Here is a 16,464-nt window from a genome sequence, read left to right as displayed (position 1 = left end):
ACGCTATGGCCGGTGTCGGTCCGTCCATCTCCACCTGTGCGCTCGACCTGCGTGCGTCCCGGGTCGCGGTGCACACGTCGGCCGCTACGACCCAGGTCGTACGCGGGGTCACCCCCCGGGTGTGACCAGCCCGCTCTCGTACGCCAGGACCACCGCCTGGACCCGGTCACGCAGCTGGAGTTTCGCCAGGATCCGCCCGACGTGGGTCTTGACCGTCGCCTCGGCCACGTGCACCCGGGCGGCGATCTCCGCGTTGGACAGCCCCTGGGCGACCAGCAGCAGCACCTCCCGTTCCCGGTCGGTGAGCTGCGTCAGCCGGGGGTCGGCGCTGGGACCGGCGCCGAGTTGCCCGGCGAAACGGTCCAGCAACCGCCGGGTGATCGACGGGGCCACCACGGAGTCGCCCTGGGCGACCACCCGGATCGCGGCGAGCAGTTCCTCCGGTGGGACGTTCTTGAGCAGGAACCCGCTCGCGCCGGCCTGGGGGGCCGCGAACGCGTCGGCCTCGGTGTCGAAGGTGGTCAGGACCAGCACCCGGGGCGGGCCGGCGGGCCGGTCGGCGCAAAGCCGCCGGGTCGCCTCCACCCCGTCCATGGTCGGCATGCGGATGTCCATCACGACGACGTCCGCCTCGGTGCGGGCGAGCACCCGCAGGGCGTCCGCGCCGTCGATCGCCTCGCCGACCACCTCCAGGTCGGGCTGGGAGTCCAGCACCATCCGGAACCCGGCGCGGACCAGCGCCTGGTCGTCCACGATCACCACCCGGATCGTCATGCCGCGATCACCTCCGTTGCCGGCTCAGACGGTAGCGGTAGCCGCACCTCGACCTGCCAGCCCCCGACTGGCCGGGGGCCGGCGGTGAGGCTGCCGTCGTACACCGTCACCCGCTCCCGCATGCCGAGCAGACCGTGACCACCCGACGGCGTGGGGCTGACCAGCGGGCGGCCCTGGCCGTTGTCGACCACCCGGACGACGACGGCCTCGGCGGTGTAGGCCAGACAGACCTCCACACCGGCGCCGACGCCGGCGTGCTTGAGCGCGTTGGTCAGTGCCTCCTGCACCACCCGGTAGACGGTCAGCTCCAGGCCCGGGGGCAGGGCCGGCGGCGCGCCGGTGACGGTGCTGCGGATGCGCAGCCCGGCGTCGCCGAACCGGGTCAGCAGGTCGGGCAACTCGGCCAGGGCCAGGCGCCGGTGCTCCGGGTCGGCGGCCACCACGAGCCCGTCGGCCCCATCGGCGCCGCCGCCCGGGCCGGCGTCGCGCAGGACGCCGACCAGCCGGCGCATCTCCTCCAGTGCCTGGCGGCCGGTGTCCGCGACCACCTTGACGGCGGTGCGCGCCTGGGCGGGGTCACGGTCGAGCATGAACCGGGCACCGTCCGCCTGGACGATCATCACCGCCATGCTGTGGGCGACCACGTCGTGCAGCTCACGCGCGATCCGGGTGCGCTCCTCGGCGACCGCCGCCCGGGACTCGGCCTCCCGTTCGCGTTCCAGGGTCATGGCCCGTTCCTCCAGGCTGAGCACGTAGAGCCGGCGGGTCCGCACGTTCAGCGCCACCAACCACACCGCGCCGGTGACCAGCGCGTACCACAGCGCGGTGATCCACCACTGGACGACGTGGGGGGTCTGCGCGGCGGCGAGTAGCACACCGACGGCGGCGACCGCGCCGGCCACCACGCCGTCGCGGAGCCGTTCGCCGTACTTCACCACGCTGTAGAGCGCGATCAGGACGGCGATGTCGTAGACGAGCGGGCCCCACCCGGCGATCACCTGGACCAGGGCGAGCGCCGCGACCACCACGGTCACCGCGCTCGGGTGGGTGCGGCGCAACACCAGCGCCGCCGCCATTGCCACACCGACCAGGGTGGCCGCCCAGCCGCCGGGCTGGTTCACCGCCGCGGTCAGGCTGACGAGCGCCACCAGGGCGGACACGGCCACGTCGAAGGCGACGCCGCGCAACGGCCGACCGAACATGGTGCGTCTCACGGTCACCCAGCGTACGTGCCGGGAGGCCGGGCTCAGCCCCCGAGGACCTCACGCATGCGGTCGATCTCGACGGTCTGCTCGGTGGCGACCGAGTTGGCGAACTCGTTGAGCGTCAGGTCGGAACCGACCTTGAGCAGGTTGGTGGCCATCTCGATGGCGCCCTCGTGATGCTCGGTCATCATCCGCACGAAGAGCCGGTCGAAGTCCGCGCCACGGGTCGCGGCGAGCTGCCGCATCGCCTCGGGCGTCTGCATGCCACGCATGGTGCCGTGGTCGTGCCCCTGGACCTCCGCCGGGAGCCCGCGAGTCTGGAGCCAGCCCCGCATCATGCCCATCTCCGGCCCCTGGCTGGCGCGAATGCGGTCGGCGAGCGCGCGGATGTCGGGGTCGGCGGCCCGGTCGGGGGCGAGTTCCGCCATCGCCAGAGCCTGCGCGTGGTGCGGGATCATCATCCGCACGAACCAGACGTCCAACGAGTTGTGCGGCGCCGGGCCGGCGTCGCGGACCTCGTGGGCCGCGCGGGTGGTCGCCGACTCACCCGGACGACCGGGCGCGATGACGGTCAGGTCGGTGGGCACGGGGCTGGCGGAGGGCGACGCGGGGGGTGCCGAGGTGGCGGGCGCGGAGGCCGGCCGCGCGGCCCCCGTTGCGGTGTCGTCCCCGGAGCGGATCACGATGAATGCCACCAGCGGCAGCACAAGCGCCAGTGTGACGATCGCCAGGGTTCGTGCGCGCCGGTTGGTCATGGGCAACTCCCTGGGGTCGAGGTCATCGCGATGTTATCCATTGAAGAAGACACTTTCATGTGACACAGATCACATCGACGTTCTTCTCCGGACGGTAAGGTGTCGACCATCGTCTTCCCCTTGCGAAGGGCCTCGCCGATGATCAGACTCCACAAGCCACGGTTACGACAACTCCGCATCGTGGCGCTCGCCGCGACCGGTTTCCTCGTCGCCGGCGTCCTCGTCGCCCCGGCGAGCAACGCCCAGGTGGTGCCCCAGGCGGCGCCAGCTGCCGCCCCCACCAACACGATCCCCGGCGTCGACGAGATCGTGAGCAGCCCCAACCTGCGTCAGATCGCCAACGTGCCGAAGGTCGCCCCACTGGACGCGACCAACAGCGACATCGCCTTCCAGGGCAAGTACGCCTTCGCGGGCAACTACAACGGCTTCGTCATCTACGACATCTCGCGGCCGAGCGCGCCAACGGTCGTGTCCCGGGTGCTCTGCCCGGGGTCGCAGAACGACATCTCCGTCCACGGTGACCTGCTGTTCCTCTCCACCGACTCGTCCCGCAGCGACGACTCCTGCAACAGCACCACGCAGGGGGCGGACGTGAAGGAGTCCTGGGAGGGCATCAAGGTCTTCGACATCAAGGACAAGGCAAACCCGCGGTACATCAAGTCCGTCGAGACGGCCTGCGGCTCACACACCCACACCCTGGTGCCGGGCAAGAGCGGCAAGACGGTCTACCTGTACGTCTCGTCGTACAGCCCGCGGGCCGAGTTCCCGGACTGCCAGCCGCCGCACGACTCGATCTCCATCATCAAGGTGCCGGTGAAGAAGCCGACCGACGCCGCGGTGATCGCAGCCCCGAACCTCTTCCCGGACGGCGGTTTCCCGGGCAGTGAGACCGGCTCGGCGACCACCGGCTGCCACGACATCACCGTCTACCCGGCCAAGGACCTGGCCGCCGGCGCGTGCATGGGTGACGGCATCCTGCTCGACATCAAGAACCGCGAGAAGCCGCGGGTGATCAACCGGGTCCGCGACACGGTCAACTTCGCGTTCTGGCACTCGGCCACCTTCAACAACGCCGGCACCAAGGTGATCTTCACCGACGAGCTGGGTGGCGGCGGCGCCGCGACCTGCAACGAGGCCGTCGGACCGACCCGGGGCGCGGATGCCATCTATGACATCAGTGGTCGCGGTGACGCTCGGAAGATGAACTTCCGCAGCTACTACAAGATCCCCCGCAACAACTCCGACACCGAGAACTGCGTGGCGCACAACGGCTCGCTGATCCCGGTGCTCGGTAAGGACATCATGGTCCAGGCGTGGTACCAGGGTGGCATCTCGGTCTGGGACTTCACCGACTCGGCCAAGCCGAAGGAGATCGCCTTCTGGGAGCGCGGTCCGCTGTCGGCCGACAGGCCCGTCGGTGGTGGCACCTGGTCCGCGTACTACTACAACGGCCACATCTACTCCAACGACATGGTGAAGGGCCTGGACGTCCTGGAGCTGAACGACTGGCGTACCTGGACGGCCAACCTGACCCGCTACAAGGAGCTCAACGTGCAGACCCAGCCCAGCTACCTGGGCTGGTAGGCACCGAAGCACGAAACCGGGCCCGGCCCCTGATCCTCGGGGGCCGGGCCCGGCCGTGTTCGGGCAGGTCCGCCCGGTCTGTCTGGTTCCCCCGCACCGGGCCACCTCGCCCGGCCGACCGCGCTCCCCCGGCGATGGTGGGGCTGGTCACGACGGCGGTGCCAGCGCGGGCGGCAGACCGACCGTCATGCGAACGTCGTCAGACGTGAAGCTTGCCGCCGTCGCCGATGCGCCGCCCGCACCACCCGAGCCGACCAGGCGCTGGCGACCCCACCCGCTGGACCTGGTCGCGGTCGTCCTCGCCGTGGTCGGCGCGGCCTGCGCACTGAGCGGGCTGCTGCCCCGCGCGGAGACCACCGCGACACTGCACCGGATCCTGCCGCTGCTGCTCTTCCTCGGCACCGTGATCGTGCTCGCCGAGCTGACCGCCGTCGCCGGCGTCTTCGACGTGCTGGCCAGCCGGCTGGCCATCGCCGCCCGGGGCCGGTGGGCTGCCCTGTTCCTGCTCTGCGGCGGGCTGGCCACGGTGACCACCCTCGTGCTCAACCTCGACACCACCGCAGTGCTGCTCACCCCCGTGCTGCTCGCGCTGGCCCGCAACCTGCGCGTCCCCGCCGCCCCGCTCGCGGTCACCACCGTCTGGCTGGCGAACACCGCCAGCCTGCTGCTGCCCGTGTCGAACCTGACCAACCTGCTGGCCGCCGATCGGGTCGGACTGACACCGCTGGCGTACGCCGAGCGGATGGCGCTGCCGCAGCTCGCCGCGGTGGCGGTCACCATGGTGCTGCTCTGGTACGCCTGGTGGCGGCGCGAGCGGCCGATCGGGGGACGGTTCGTTGCGCCGGCCCGGCACGTACCGGCCGATCCGGTGCTGCACCGCACCGCGCTCGCCGGCTGCCTGCTCTTCGTCGCCGGCATCGTCGCCGGGGTGGAGATCGGGCTCGCCTCCACCGTCGCGCTCGCGCTGGTGCTGCTCGGCTTCGTGGTCCGGTCCCCCGCCACGTTGCGCCCCGGGCTGGTGCCGGTGCGGCTGCTGCTCTTCGTCACCGGCCTGTTCCTGGTCGTGCAGACCCTCGGCCGGCACGGGCTGGACGACCTGGTGGGCAACCTGCTGGGCACCGACGGCGGGGCGCTGGGCGCGCTGCGCGCGGGCGGCACCGGCGCTTTGCTGTCCAACGCGGTGAACAACCTCCCCGCCTACCTGGCCGGGGAGTCGGTGCTACCGGCTGGCGACCACACCCGTCTGCTGGCCCTGCTGATCGGCACCAACATCGGCCCGCTGGCCGCCCCCTGGGCGTCACTGGCCACCCTGCTGTGGTTCGAGCGGTGCCGGGCCGCCGGGGTGAGGGTGCCGGTGACCCGGTTCGTGGTGACCAGCACGGTGCTCGCGGTCACCGGCACCCTCGCCGCCGTCGGCGCGCTGCTGCTGGTGAGCTGAGCGACCGGGCGCGGACAGCAGGGCCAGGGTCACCCGGTCGCCCGCCGCACGACGAACATGAGGCAGCCGTACACCACGTTGCGGCTGTGCAGCTCACGGGCCGTCGGGTCGGCCAGCAGCTCGGCGATCACCCCCTCCGGGTCCGTGCCGTCGTGCAGCCGGCCGCCGCAGATGCGGCCCTGCCGGTCGTACGCCCGAAGGACCTGGGGTCGCCCCCGCCAGGCCGGCGGGTGCCCGCCCGCCGGGTCCGGGCCGGGGCAGGCGGTGGCGTGCGCGAAGACCGGTCCGATCTCCCGGTACGGGCCGGCGGCGCCCGGCGGCGCGTACCCGAAGAGCAGCAGCTCCTCATCCTCGTCGGCATCGCGCAGACAGCAGCGCAGGGCTTCGCCGCCACCGGCTCGGAGCGACTCGACGGGCCGGTCGGCAGCGTCCCGGCCGGTCCGGCGGACGGTGTCGAGCGCGGCGGCCGGCAGGGCGTGGACGCGGAACGTGGTGCTGTTCGTCATCGGTCCAGCCTGGCGCGGTGACGGCGGGAGTGCTGGCGGCGATCGGACCTGACGTTGGGCCGCGGTCACTCAGTCCCGGTGGACGGCGAGCTGGAGTTCGGTGACGCCCTTCTCCGGGGCGTCCGGGCAGTAGTCGAGGTACACCTCACGGGCGAACCCGTCGGTGCGGTAGCCGTTGTCCTCGATCCACCGGGCGAGGACCTGCATGCTCTCCTCCACGTCGTCCATTGCACCGTGGTGGATGATCGTCGCGGCGGTGCGCACCGCGGGCAGGTCCACCACCGCGACGTCGGAGGCGGCCTCCGCCCCGACCCCCACGGTCACCCCGGCGTGCACCACCACCGCGTCGCCGTCGTCGCCGGGGGCCGGCTCGTACCAGGCGATGCTCGGCCCCGCCGGCGTGATCCCCGCGCCGGCCAGCCGACGGAACAACTCCGGGTAGAGCGGTTGGATCACCGGGCCAATGTCCTCGCCCTGGTAACTGGGCGCGACAGCGGTCAACTCCGCGACGCGGACCGGCACGATCTCCTTGAGTACGACCTCCTGGGTGGTCATCCGACCCTCCGACTCGATCAAACGGAGCCTCGCCTCGACGGCCGTCAACCGGGCGGTGTCGGCGGCCAGCTGTTCCGCCAGTTGGCTGCGGCGCAGCCGCAGCATGCCGCGCAGCTCGGCCACGTCAACGGCGTCGTCGACGATCGCGCGCACCTGTTCGAGGGTGAGGCCCAGCTCCTTGAGGGCGATCACCCGGTTGAGCCGGCGCAGCTGGTCGGCCCGGTAGAAGCGGTAACCGGTGTGCGGGTCGACGCTGGCGGGGCGCAGCAGGCCGATGCTGTCGTAGTGGCGCAGCATCCGCACCGACACGCGGCCGAGTCTGGCGAAGTCTCCGATGGTGAACATGGTCCCTCCACGCTCGTCCCTGACACCGTGTCAGAGTCAAGCGTGGCCCGCGGGGCGGTTCAGCGGCGGGCCGGGCGCGGGCCGACCAGCCGACGGACCATCGGCGCGGCGTTCCACTTGGCCGCGCCGACCAGGTCGCGGGCGTGTTCCAGGACCGTGTAGTCGGGCCGGGTCAGCCCGTCGGCGATGGCCCGGTCCAGGTCGTTGCCGCAGCGGCTCAGGACACTGTCGAAGTCCCGGCGGACCGGCTCCTGCAGGTCGTAGCCGAACGAGCGGTGCAGCCGGGCGAAGAGCGGCTTGTACAGCCGCACCCGCTCGTGCAACCCCGACGAGTACGACATCGGGTTCTTCGGGCGGCGCAGGATGTAGTCGGGCAGCACGTCGGCGAACGCCCGCCGGACGATCCACTTCTCCTGCCCGTGGCGCAGCTTCAGATCCAGCGGCAGCCGCATCGCCAGCTCCACCACACTGAGGTCGAGGAACGGCAACCTCGCCTCCACCCCGTGCCCCATGGCGGCCCGGTCGACGCGCTGCAACTCCGTACGGCACAGATTGCGGATGCGGTGCAGGAACAGTCGGCGGGCCGCGGCCGGGCCGACCTGGTGATACATCCGGTAGCCGCCGAACAGCTCGTCGGAGCCGTCGCCGGTGAGCACCACCTTGATGCCCAGGTCACGGAGCCGTCGGAAGATCGGCACCGAGACGACGGCGTTGATGATGTCGCCGTACTCGGTCAGCTCGGAGATCCGGATCGCCTCGCGGACGTCGGCGAGCCGGATGTCGCGCGGACGCAGCTCGACCACCACGTGCGGCACGTCGAGGTCGGCGGCGAGCCGCCGGGCGTACGCCACGTCGGGGCTGTCCGCAGCGCCGACGGTGACCGCCACGCAGTCCGGGTGGATGTCGCGCACCTGCCGCAGGGTCAGCGAGCTGTCCAGCCCACCGGAGAGCACCACCCCGACGGTCAGGTCGGTTTCCACCCTCATCCGGATCGAGTCGCTCAGCGCGGCGCGGACGAGCAGGGCGGCCTCGTCCGGGTCGTCGATGATCGGCAGGCCGTCGCCGATGGTGAGCAGGTCGACGTACGGGTTCAGCCGCACGTGCCCGTCCGCCTCGGCCCAACCGTGGTGCCCGGGCGGCACCTCGGCGATCGGGGCACCGTGCCCGACGAGTGCCTTGACCTCGGAGGCGAGGTGCAGGCAGCCGGGCCGGCGGGACCAGTACAGCGGCTTGACCCCGATCGGGTCGCGGGCCAGGTACGTCCGGCCGGTGGCCCGCTCGACGACCGCGAAGGCATACTCGCCGCGCAGCCGCGTCACCGCCGCCTCGCCCCACTGCTGGAACGCGGCGAGCAGCACCTCGGTGTCGCTCTCGGTGCGGAATGCCTGCCCGAGGCGGGTCAGTTGGGCGCGCAGCTCCCGGTAGTTGAAGATCTCGCCGTTGAAGCAGAGCAGCCAGCGCTCGTCGGTCGAGGTCCACGGCTGCACCGCCCGGTCCCGGTCGACGACACGAAGCCGGCGGGTGCCGGCGAGCAGGCCGTTCTCGGACCGGGTCTCGGTGACCTCACCGCGGGGGGCCAGGACGGCGAGCATCCGCCGGAACGTCGCCGGGTCGGCCTCGGGGCCGATGCTCAACGCGATGCCGCACACCGGGGTCAGACCCCCATCTCGGCCTCGTAGGCCCGGCGCAGGCGACGCCGGGCGGTGGGCGCGAGACACAGGTGCCAGGCCTGGCCCTCGTCGATCACGTTCAGCTCCCCGGCTCGCTGCCTGTTCAGCAGCACCTCCGCGAGGGTGTCCCGCGCGCCGAAGCGCTCGAACCAGGCCAGCTCGACGTCGACGGAGTAGCCGAGGCAGTGCCCGCTGGGCAGCATCGCGGCGTACCCCAGGCGGCGCAGCCGGTGCTGGTGCTCGGCGCTGCGGACCAGGCTGGTCACCCACAGCGGCGGGGTGGCCGGCGGCGCGGCGGCGGCGAACTCGCGTGCGATGTCGTTGAGCAGCGCCACCACCTCGCGTCGTGCCCGACGGAACAGCAGCCCCGCCGTACGCGGGGTGAGGTCCGGTCGCAGCCGCCGACGCAGCCCGCGCGCGGCCCGGCCCAGCATGGTGGCGGGCTGCTCCTGGTAGCGGAAGCCCAGCAGGTCGCGGCGGCGCAGCCACTCCAGGTCGACCAGTTCGGCGCTGCCGTTGACCTGGTCGTCGGTGAGGAACGTCGGGGCGTCCTGCCACCACAGCACGTCGATGCGGGAGAGCAGGTAGATCCGGACCAGCGCGGTGAGGTCACGCGCCGAGGTGCGGTCGTTCGGCTGGTAGCGGGCCATCTCCAGCAGCAGCGTCTCGCGGGCGCCGATCAGCCCCTGCGGGGTGGCGTCGAGGACGTCGGCGAGCGCCGGCTCACGCAGTCGTTCGTCGATGAGCACCTGTCGAGCCCGGGTGCTCGACGCGTCGGCCAGCGCGCCCACCTCGACCAGCAGCTCGGCGACGGCTGTCCGGTAGGCGGCGAGGTCCGGCTCGGGGGCGGGAACGCGGCGGGGAGTCGCGCCGGGGGGCCGGCGGCGTGCCGGCGCGGTGGGCGACACGGGCGAACCGGGTTGCTGTCCCGGGCTACGGCTGGGCACACGCATGACGGGGTCCCTTCTCCGGTCACGACACTGGGTGGTTCGCCCTGTAACACACCGTAATTGCCGAGACCGGAGTGGACCGAACAATCCTCCTATCTACTCCTAAGGGAGCCGACCGTCCGGTTGGACACCGGCTCTCGGCGGCACCAGGCCCTGCACCTCGGCGTACGACGGCAGCCCTTCCGTCGTCGCGAGCCCGCCGGCGCGTACCTGGTCGGCGGCGGCGAGCGCGGCGGCCAGCGCCACCCGGAACAGCAGGGAGCCGGTGCTGACCCGGGCAACCCCCGCGGCGGCCAGTTCGTCCAGTCCTGGTCCGCCCGGCTGGTACAGCGCGTTCACCGGGGCGTCGATCCGCCCGGTGAGCACGCGCAGCGTGGCCGGGTCGACGATGCCGGGCACGAAGATCCCGTCGGCGCCGGCGGCCCGGTAGGCGTGGGCCCGGGCGAGAGTCTGCGGCAGCGGGTCGTCCACCCCCAGCCACCAGGTGTCGGTCCGGGCGTTGACGAACAGGTCCGGCACCGCCGCCTTCACCGCCGCGACCTTGGCGGCGACGCACTCCGGCTCGGTGAGGGTGCCGTCGGCACGCCCGTCCTCCAGGTTGATACCGACCACGCCGAGCCCGGCCAGCTCCGCCACGTACCCGGCGACCACCGCCGGATCATCGCTGAACCCGGCCTCGATGTCGACGCTGAGCAGCACCGGCAGGTTGGCCAGCCGGCGGGCCAGGGCCAGGGTCTCCTGCGCGGTGGCCGCGGTGCCGTCGGGTCGGCCCGCCGCCGCGGCGACCCCGAGGCTGGTGGTGCCGATCGCCGGGTGGCCGCGCGCGGCGAGCGCCGCCGCCGAGGCGTGGTCCCAGGCGTTCGGCAGCAGCAGGGGTCGGCCGGTGTGGTGCAGGGCGCGGAAGTCGGCACGGTGGTCGGTCATCGGATGCTCACCTCCAGGTTCGTCGGGACACGCAGGGTCGGGTGCGGCTCGTGGCGCAGGTCGGCTCGGAGACGCCGGCAGCGTGCGCGCAGCACGTCGAACACCCCGGCGGCCAGGGCCAGGGCGTGCCGGTCGCCGGGGCAGCCGCGCTCCCCCGCCCCGAAGGTCAGCAGACCCGCACCGGGCCGACCGGGCCGGAACGCCGCCGGCTCGCAGAACACCCGCGGGTCACGGTTGGCGGCGTCGAAGCGCAGCAGCACCGGGCTGCCCGCCGGCAGGTCCCGCCCACCCAGGCGTACCCCGGCGGTGGTGACGCGCCGGGTCGCCCGCACCGGCGGGTCGAGCCGCAGCACCTCGGCCAGCATCGCGCCGGTCTCCGCGGGTCCGGGCACACCGCCTGGCAGGCCGCCGAGCGGTGGCAGCAGGTGGTGGGCGGCGGCACCGATCAGACCGGCCGTGGCGTCGCACGCCTGGACCAGCAGGCCGATCAGGTTCGCCCGTACCTCCGGCGTGGCCGGCGGCGCGAGCGCCAGCAACGTCGCGACAGCCTGGTCGGCCCGCCGGGCCAACGCAGGATCAACCCCCGGGTGGTACGCGGCAGCGACGACAGCGACCGCCGTCCCGGCGGCTGCCGGATCGGCGAGGCCGAGCCGACCGGCCAGCACCCGCAGCGGCACCGGCCGGGCCACGTCACGCGTCACGTCGAGGCGGTCGCCGGCTCGGTCCAGGACAGCGACGGTCAGCCGGGCCGCCTCGTGCCGCAGCTCGTCCGGGTCCAACTCGGTCAGGGCGCTCACCACGACCGCCCGGCGCTCGGCGTGCTGCTGCGGTGGGCTGAACCGGCTGACCGAGGCGCGCAGCCAGGCGAGCGTGCCGGGCGGGCCGCTCTCGACGGCCGGCACCCGGAAGGCCGGGTCGGTGAGCGCCGCCCGCACGTCGACGTGCCGTGTCACCCACCAACCGCGCTCCGGTTCGAACGAGGGCGGGCCGCAGTCCGGCGTTCCGGGAGCGGGAGCGATGTCAGGCCAGCTGTCAGTCACGGCCCGACCGTAGAACCCGAACCCTTCGCTCCCCACCGAACAGTCAAGCCCGCACCGCGCCGCGCGAGGGCGGCCGCTGGCGGGGTGGGCGGTGGGTCAGGCTCGGCCACTGGTGGGTGTCGGGGGCGACGTGGGGGTGAGGGTGTCGTCCGGGACGTGCAGGGTCTCGGCCAGGGCGACGCGACCGATCGGGGTGAGACGGATCGCGCGGCCGGCGCCCTGGGTGAGCCAGCCCAGGTCGGTGAAGCGGCGGCACAGTGCCGCCCCGAGCGCCCCGGCCAGGTGCGAGCGGCGTTCGGTCCAGTCGAGGCAGTCGCGGACCACCGGGCGGCGGGCGGTGCGCAGCACCTGCACGGGTACGCCCAGGTCGGCCGCCCACGCCCACCCGTCGGCGGTCAGCGCCAACCCGCTGGACCGGTCCAGCCGTCCGTCGGCCAGCAGCGCGTCGTACATCAGCACACCGAGGCGCCCGGCCAGGTGGTCGTAGCAGGTCCGGGCGTACGCCAGAGCGGCGCTCGCGGTGGCGGCCCGCAGCGACCCGACCGGCGCGGGTGGGGTCGGCGCGTGCCCGGCCAGGTCCTCGATCAGCTGGGCCACCGACGGCCCGGCCAGCCGCAGGTAGCGGTGCCGACCCTGCCGTTCCTCGACCAGCAGCCCGCCCCGGACCAGCCGGGTGAGGTGGTCGCTGGCCGTCGACGGGGCGACCCCGGCGCGGCGGGCCAACTCCCCGGCGGTCCACGCCCGGCCGTCGAGCAGCGCGAGGCAGATGCCGGCCCGGGTGCCGTCGGCCAGCAGCGCGGCGAGTTCGGCCATTCCCCGGCCCTCGGTGCCAGCACTCATGGCCCCATCATCGCCCCGGCCACCGGCACGCTGAGCGGCCGGGTGCGGCACGCGGGTACGCGAGACCGCAGGCGTCGATCTCTTTACAACGTTGTATCCATCGTTGTAGAAACGAGGGCACGACCCCACGCCCACTCCCCCGAGGCAGGTCCACATGCGACACCTTCGCCGCGGCGGCGCGCTCGCCGCCGCGCTCGGTCTGATCCTGGCCACGTTGGCGCCCCCACCCGCCGCCGGCTCCGGCGGTCCGTCCCGCTACGACAATCCGATCTCGGTCGGGGTGGGCGACACGTTCGCCGACCCGGTCATCGTGCGCGGCGACGACGGCTTCTGGTACGCCTACGGCACCACCGACCCGCTGCGCGAGGGCGAGCACGAGTTCCTCCGGGTGCCCACCGCCCGCTCGGCCAACCTGGTCGACTGGGCGTACGTCGGGGACGCGTTCGGTCCGGAGCAGCGGCCACCGTACGCGGCGCCCGGTGCGGCCTTCTGGGCACCTGACGTGCGCCGCGTCGGCGATCGGTGGGTCATGTACGTGACGGTCACCGACACCACCGTCTCCGCCGAGGGCAGCGACTACGCCATCGGCGCGGCCACCGCACCCACCCCGACCGGCCCGTGGACCTTCGCCGCGCAACCCGTGGTGGCCCCCCGCCCCGGCGGGGGCGGCGGCTATCTGTGGACCATCGACCCCAGCCAGTTCACCGACATCGACGGCCGGGGCTACCTCTACTACGGCAGCTACTACGGCGGCATCTCGGTCACCGAACTCAGCGCGGACGGGCTGACGGCCGTGGGCACACCGACGCAGGTGGCGATCGACAACAAGTTCGAGGGCAGCTACGTGCTGCGCCACGACGGCTGGTACTACCTGTTCGCCTCCACGGCCAACTGCTGCGCCGGCCCGGCCACCGGCTACTCCGTCCAGGTGGGACGCGCACGCAGCCCGCGCGGCCCGTTCACCGACCGCGACGGCGTCGCGCTGACCGCGTCCCGGGCGGGTGGCACGCCGGTGCTGACCCAGAACGGCAACCGGTGGATCGGCACCGGGCACAACGGCTTCCTCACCGACCTGACCGGTCAGGACTGGATCGTCTACCACGCGATCGACCGCGCCGACCCGTACCTCGACGAGCCGTTCGGCATCAACGAACGCCCGATGCTGCTCGACCGCCTCGACTGGATCGACGGCTGGCCGACCGTGAACGCCGGCGCCGGACCGTCCGAGGGCGCCCGACCCGCACCGGTGACCACCGGCCGGGTCGACGACCGGTTCGACAACACCGGGCTGGCCGGCTGGCGACGTGTCACGGGCCAGTGGCGGGTCACCGACGGTCGGCTCGTCGGCAGCGGCGCGCTGACCAGTCGTACCACTGTGGGCGGTGACGTGCGCGCGGAGACCGACCTGCGGCTCACCGGCGCGGCCAGCGCCGGGGTCACCCTCGGCGACCGGGTCGAGGTCCGCGTCGACGCGGCCGCCGGCCGGCTCGTGGCCAGCGACGGCCGCCGCCGCGCGACCACGCCGCTGCCCGTCGGGCTCGACCTGGCCGACCCGCACAATCTGGCCATCGAGGTACGCGGACAGCAACTCGTCGCCGAACTGAGCCCGGCCCGTCTCGGTGACCAGGTCGCCGTGGTGTCGCTGCGGCTGGACCGCCCGGTCGCGGGGCGGCCTGGGCTGGCCGCCGCCGGTGGTCCGGCCGAGTTCGACAACGTCAGCGTGGCCCGACTGTTCCAGCCGGCGAAGCGGGCGGTGCCCGAGCCCCGCGTCGGGGCGCCGCTGCGGGCGTACTCCGACGAGTTCACCGATGGGCTCGACGGCGACTGGCGGTGGGTCCGCGAGGATCCGGCGGTCACCGCCGCCGACGGCGCGCTGCGCTGGCCGGTGCAGTCGGCCGACCTGACCGGCACCGGCAACACCGCCGGCGTGCTGCTGCGCGACGCGCCGCACGGCGACTACGTCGTCGAGACGAAGGTGACGCTGGACCTGGGTGAGGAGTCCGTCCGCAACTACCAGCAGGCGGGCCTGGTCGCCTACGTGGACGACGACCGGTTCGCCCGGCTGACCCAGGTGGCGATCTGGAACACCCGGCAGGTCGAGTACGGCTACGAGCTGCCCTTCGCCGGCCAGCCGGTCTACGGCGGCAGCATCGTCGGCACCCCAGCCACCACCACCTGGCTACGACTGGCGCACCACGTCGACCCGGCCACCGGGGAGCACGAGTTCCGGGCCGGTTCCAGCCGGGACGGGCGTACCTGGACGTGGGGTGCGGTGTGGACGTTCCCGGCCGACACCACTCCCCGGATCGGCCTGGTGGCGCACGGCGGCGCCGAACCGGCGGTCACCGCCGAGTTCGACTACCTGCGCTTCTACCGCTAGAGCGGCGGGCCCCCTGCCGACGTGCAGGGGGCCCTTCGACCCGGTCAACGTCGTGTCTGGTGACGCACTTGCCGACTGCCCTACCCTGAAGGAGCCGCGGCGCCACTTCGGCAAGTCGAGGCCCTAGCGCCCGCACCCGGGCGGATGGAAGCAGCCGCATGAACTGGACAACGTTCAGAAGCAACCGCACCCCTCACCGACTCCGCGCCGTGACCGACCTGCAGTTCCCTGCCAGCGGGCGGCAGCAGCTACGAAACCGGCACCCCCATCTCAGCGACGACGACATCGCCCTCGTCGAAACCGCGACCCGGCAGTGGTTCCGGATCATCGCCCGCCAGGGCAGCGCGAAGCTGTCGGTGCCGTCGGTGGTCGTGGACGATCTGTGGCAGGAACTGACCCGGCATGCGCAGGACTACGCCGCCTTCTGCGACGCCGCGTTCGGGCGCCCTCTGCCGCACCAGCCCAGGCCCGCGACAGGCGGAGGCATGACCAACACCGATCGCAGCGCCCTGCTCGCCACGCTGAACCACGGCCGCCGGGACGAAAATTGTGGTCCGACCGGCCTTCCCCTGCTGTTCCGGGTGGACCAGGAGGTGCGCGTCCAGAATGGCAACCGCTACCTGGCCGACTGCGGAGGTCGTGGCGAATGTTTCCCGGTTTCAGACCGCGTCTGCCTGCAACACCTCGCGGGGCCGGGCAAGCGGCCCAAGCCGCGCGGCATCCGCGGTGATCTGCCCTTCAACGACGGCCGTCACGGCTACGCCGGCGGTGCAGGCGGCAGTGGCGGAGGCGAGTTCAGCGGCGGGAGCGATGGCGGGGGCGGCGACGGCGGTGGCGGCGGGGGCAGCAACTGAAGGCCCCTGACACGCCGCGACGGGCCTAGGGCGTGGTCAGCGGTGTCACCGTCCGGTCCGTGCCGTCGTAGCTGCGCGCGGCGTCGAAGTCCCCCGTCGGGCGCTGCCCACCGGCGACGGCACGGGCCAACCGCAGGTCCGCGTTGCGAAAGCGCAGGGCCAGGCTCAGGTGTGGCACCCACAAGCCAGGCGCGTGCCACGGCCGGTGCCCGTCGGCCTCGGCGAGAACGTCCCAGGCGGCGGCGTGCAGCGCGTTCAGCGCCGACGTGGGTTGCACGAGCCAGACCAGCGGGGCGCTGCCGTCGAGGACGACAACGCGGTCGAGCGTGACCGGGATCGGGAGCGCGGCGTCGAACAGCTCGGCGAGGCGGCGCTCGACGCCGGGCGGAAACTCGTCGACGGCGGCGAGGGTCAGGTGCGGCCGGTTGGTCGGGTGGGTGTTGCGGGCCAGGCTCGGCAACCCGGCAGCCGCCAACCGGTCCCAGACCGCCCGGACCTCGGCGTCCAACCCAGGCGAGCAGACCAGTTCGACGGTACGCACCCCGCCACGCTAGCGGGACTGTTCCGCCCGACCGTCTGATCCCCCACGGCAATGCGCTCCGCGCAGCCACCCCACCCCCCGCGTCGATCATGAAGTTAGCGGC

The 16,464-nt window shown here is 73.1% G+C and carries 15 protein-coding genes; 4 read left to right on the top strand and 11 right to left on the bottom strand.

What is annotated here, in order from left to right:
- Positions 1-108: 108 nt before the first annotated feature.
- The 3 genes from KBX46_RS31115 to KBX46_RS31105 are packed head-to-tail and all read right to left on the bottom strand — an operon-like array spanning position 109 to position 2,734.
- Positions 109-774 carry a response regulator transcription factor gene (locus tag KBX46_RS31115; protein WP_210795566.1) on the bottom strand — a complete coding sequence of 222 codons (666 nt, stop codon included), beginning with the start codon at positions 772-774 and terminating at the stop codon, positions 109-111.
- The gene (locus KBX46_RS31110; RefSeq protein WP_210795565.1) at positions 771-1,994 is read right to left on the bottom strand and encodes a sensor histidine kinase; all 1,224 of its coding nucleotides are present in this window, start codon (positions 1,992-1,994) and stop codon (positions 771-773) included. Before KBX46_RS31110 ends, KBX46_RS31115 begins: the two co-directional genes overlap by 4 nt.
- A 26-nt stretch (positions 1,995-2,020) precedes the next feature.
- Complete coding sequence (locus KBX46_RS31105) at positions 2,021-2,734, bottom strand: DUF305 domain-containing protein (RefSeq protein WP_210795564.1); 714 nt, start codon at positions 2,732-2,734, stop codon at positions 2,021-2,023.
- A gap of 138 nt (positions 2,735-2,872) precedes the next feature.
- Here KBX46_RS31105 and KBX46_RS31100 point away from each other — a divergent pair, with 138 nt between their 5' ends.
- Entirely contained in the window at positions 2,873-4,318 is a 1,446-nt protein-coding gene (locus KBX46_RS31100) for an LVIVD repeat-containing protein (protein WP_088948290.1), read from the top strand.
- Positions 4,319-4,505: 187 nt separating this feature from the next.
- Complete coding sequence (locus tag KBX46_RS31095; RefSeq protein WP_210795563.1) at positions 4,506-5,756, top strand: SLC13 family permease; 1,251 nt, start codon at positions 4,506-4,508, stop codon at positions 5,754-5,756.
- 29 nt (positions 5,757-5,785) lie between these two features.
- Here the strand turns inward: KBX46_RS31095 and KBX46_RS31090 are convergent, their stop codons facing one another.
- The 7 genes from KBX46_RS31090 to KBX46_RS31060 form a co-directional block, all read right to left on the bottom strand.
- Complete coding sequence (locus KBX46_RS31090; RefSeq protein ID WP_210795562.1) at positions 5,786-6,262, bottom strand: DUF1203 domain-containing protein; 477 nt, start codon at positions 6,260-6,262, stop codon at positions 5,786-5,788.
- A gap of 69 nt (positions 6,263-6,331) precedes the next feature.
- Complete coding sequence (locus tag KBX46_RS31085) at positions 6,332-7,162, bottom strand: MerR family transcriptional regulator (protein ID WP_099853787.1); 831 nt, start codon at positions 7,160-7,162, stop codon at positions 6,332-6,334.
- A 59-nt stretch (positions 7,163-7,221) separates the two neighbouring features.
- A complete protein-coding gene (locus KBX46_RS31080; protein WP_210795560.1) occupies positions 7,222-8,811 on the bottom strand; it encodes an asparagine synthetase B in 1,590 nt (529 codons plus the stop codon).
- A 5-nt stretch (positions 8,812-8,816) separates the two neighbouring features.
- The gene (locus KBX46_RS31075) at positions 8,817-9,785 is read right to left on the bottom strand and encodes a DUF5715 family protein (protein ID WP_210795559.1); all 969 of its coding nucleotides are present in this window, start codon (positions 9,783-9,785) and stop codon (positions 8,817-8,819) included.
- A gap of 99 nt (positions 9,786-9,884) precedes the next feature.
- Complete coding sequence (locus KBX46_RS31070; RefSeq protein ID WP_210795557.1) at positions 9,885-10,706, bottom strand: isocitrate lyase/phosphoenolpyruvate mutase family protein; 822 nt, start codon at positions 10,704-10,706, stop codon at positions 9,885-9,887.
- The gene (locus tag KBX46_RS33235) at positions 10,703-11,746 is read right to left on the bottom strand and encodes a cytochrome P450 (protein WP_308159751.1); all 1,044 of its coding nucleotides are present in this window, start codon (positions 11,744-11,746) and stop codon (positions 10,703-10,705) included. The genes KBX46_RS31070 and KBX46_RS33235 overlap by 4 nt, the downstream gene beginning before the upstream one ends.
- 96 nt (positions 11,747-11,842) lie before the next feature.
- Positions 11,843-12,586, bottom strand: a complete 744-nt coding sequence (locus KBX46_RS31060; protein ID WP_210795554.1) for a helix-turn-helix transcriptional regulator — start codon at positions 12,584-12,586, stop codon at positions 11,843-11,845.
- Positions 12,587-12,740: 154 nt separating this feature from the next.
- Here KBX46_RS31060 and KBX46_RS31055 point away from each other — a divergent pair, with 154 nt between their 5' ends.
- Positions 12,741-14,966, top strand: a complete 2,226-nt coding sequence (locus KBX46_RS31055; RefSeq protein WP_210795551.1) for a family 43 glycosylhydrolase — start codon at positions 12,741-12,743, stop codon at positions 14,964-14,966.
- A 209-nt stretch (positions 14,967-15,175) separates the two neighbouring features.
- Entirely contained in the window at positions 15,176-15,820 is a 645-nt protein-coding gene (locus KBX46_RS31050) for a hypothetical protein (RefSeq protein ID WP_210795549.1), read from the top strand.
- 25 nt (positions 15,821-15,845) lie between these two features.
- On the opposite strand, the gene KBX46_RS31045 is transcribed toward KBX46_RS31050, so the two are convergent.
- Positions 15,846-16,361: a 2'-5' RNA ligase family protein gene (locus KBX46_RS31045; protein ID WP_210795547.1), complete on the bottom strand. Its 516-nt coding sequence runs from the start codon at positions 16,359-16,361 to the stop codon at positions 15,846-15,848.
- Between the last annotated feature and the right edge of the window lie 103 nt (positions 16,362-16,464).

The sequence above is a fragment of the Micromonospora sp. C81 genome (assembly GCF_018070425.1).
In the GTDB taxonomy this organism is placed as follows: domain Bacteria; phylum Actinomycetota; class Actinomycetes; order Mycobacteriales; family Micromonosporaceae; genus Micromonospora; species Micromonospora zamorensis.
Note: the sequence above shows the minus strand (reverse complement) of the source record. Positions and strands in the feature narration are given on the sequence as shown.

Excerpts from the sequence above, each read along its gene's own strand:
- KBX46_RS31085 (WP_099853787.1), bottom strand. The coding sequence starts at position 7,162 with ATGTTCACCATCGGAGACTTCGCCAGACTCGGCCGCGTGTCGGTGCGG.
- KBX46_RS31075 (WP_210795559.1), bottom strand. The coding sequence starts at position 9,785 with ATGCGTGTGCCCAGCCGTAGCCCGGGACAGCAACCCGGTTCGCCCGTG.
- KBX46_RS31095 (WP_210795563.1), top strand. The coding sequence starts at position 4,506 with ATGCGAACGTCGTCAGACGTGAAGCTTGCCGCCGTCGCCGATGCGCCG.
- KBX46_RS31055 (WP_210795551.1), top strand. The coding sequence starts at position 12,741 with ATGCGACACCTTCGCCGCGGCGGCGCGCTCGCCGCCGCGCTCGGTCTG.
- KBX46_RS31060 (WP_210795554.1), bottom strand. The coding sequence starts at position 12,586 with ATGAGTGCTGGCACCGAGGGCCGGGGAATGGCCGAACTCGCCGCGCTG.
- KBX46_RS31105 (WP_210795564.1), bottom strand. The coding sequence starts at position 2,734 with ATGACCAACCGGCGCGCACGAACCCTGGCGATCGTCACACTGGCGCTT.
- KBX46_RS31090 (WP_210795562.1), bottom strand. The coding sequence starts at position 6,262 with ATGACGAACAGCACCACGTTCCGCGTCCACGCCCTGCCGGCCGCCGCG.
- KBX46_RS31070 (WP_210795557.1), bottom strand. The coding sequence starts at position 10,706 with ATGACCGACCACCGTGCCGACTTCCGCGCCCTGCACCACACCGGCCGA.
- KBX46_RS31100 (WP_088948290.1), top strand. The coding sequence starts at position 2,873 with ATGATCAGACTCCACAAGCCACGGTTACGACAACTCCGCATCGTGGCG.
- KBX46_RS31115 (WP_210795566.1), bottom strand. The coding sequence starts at position 774 with ATGACGATCCGGGTGGTGATCGTGGACGACCAGGCGCTGGTCCGCGCC.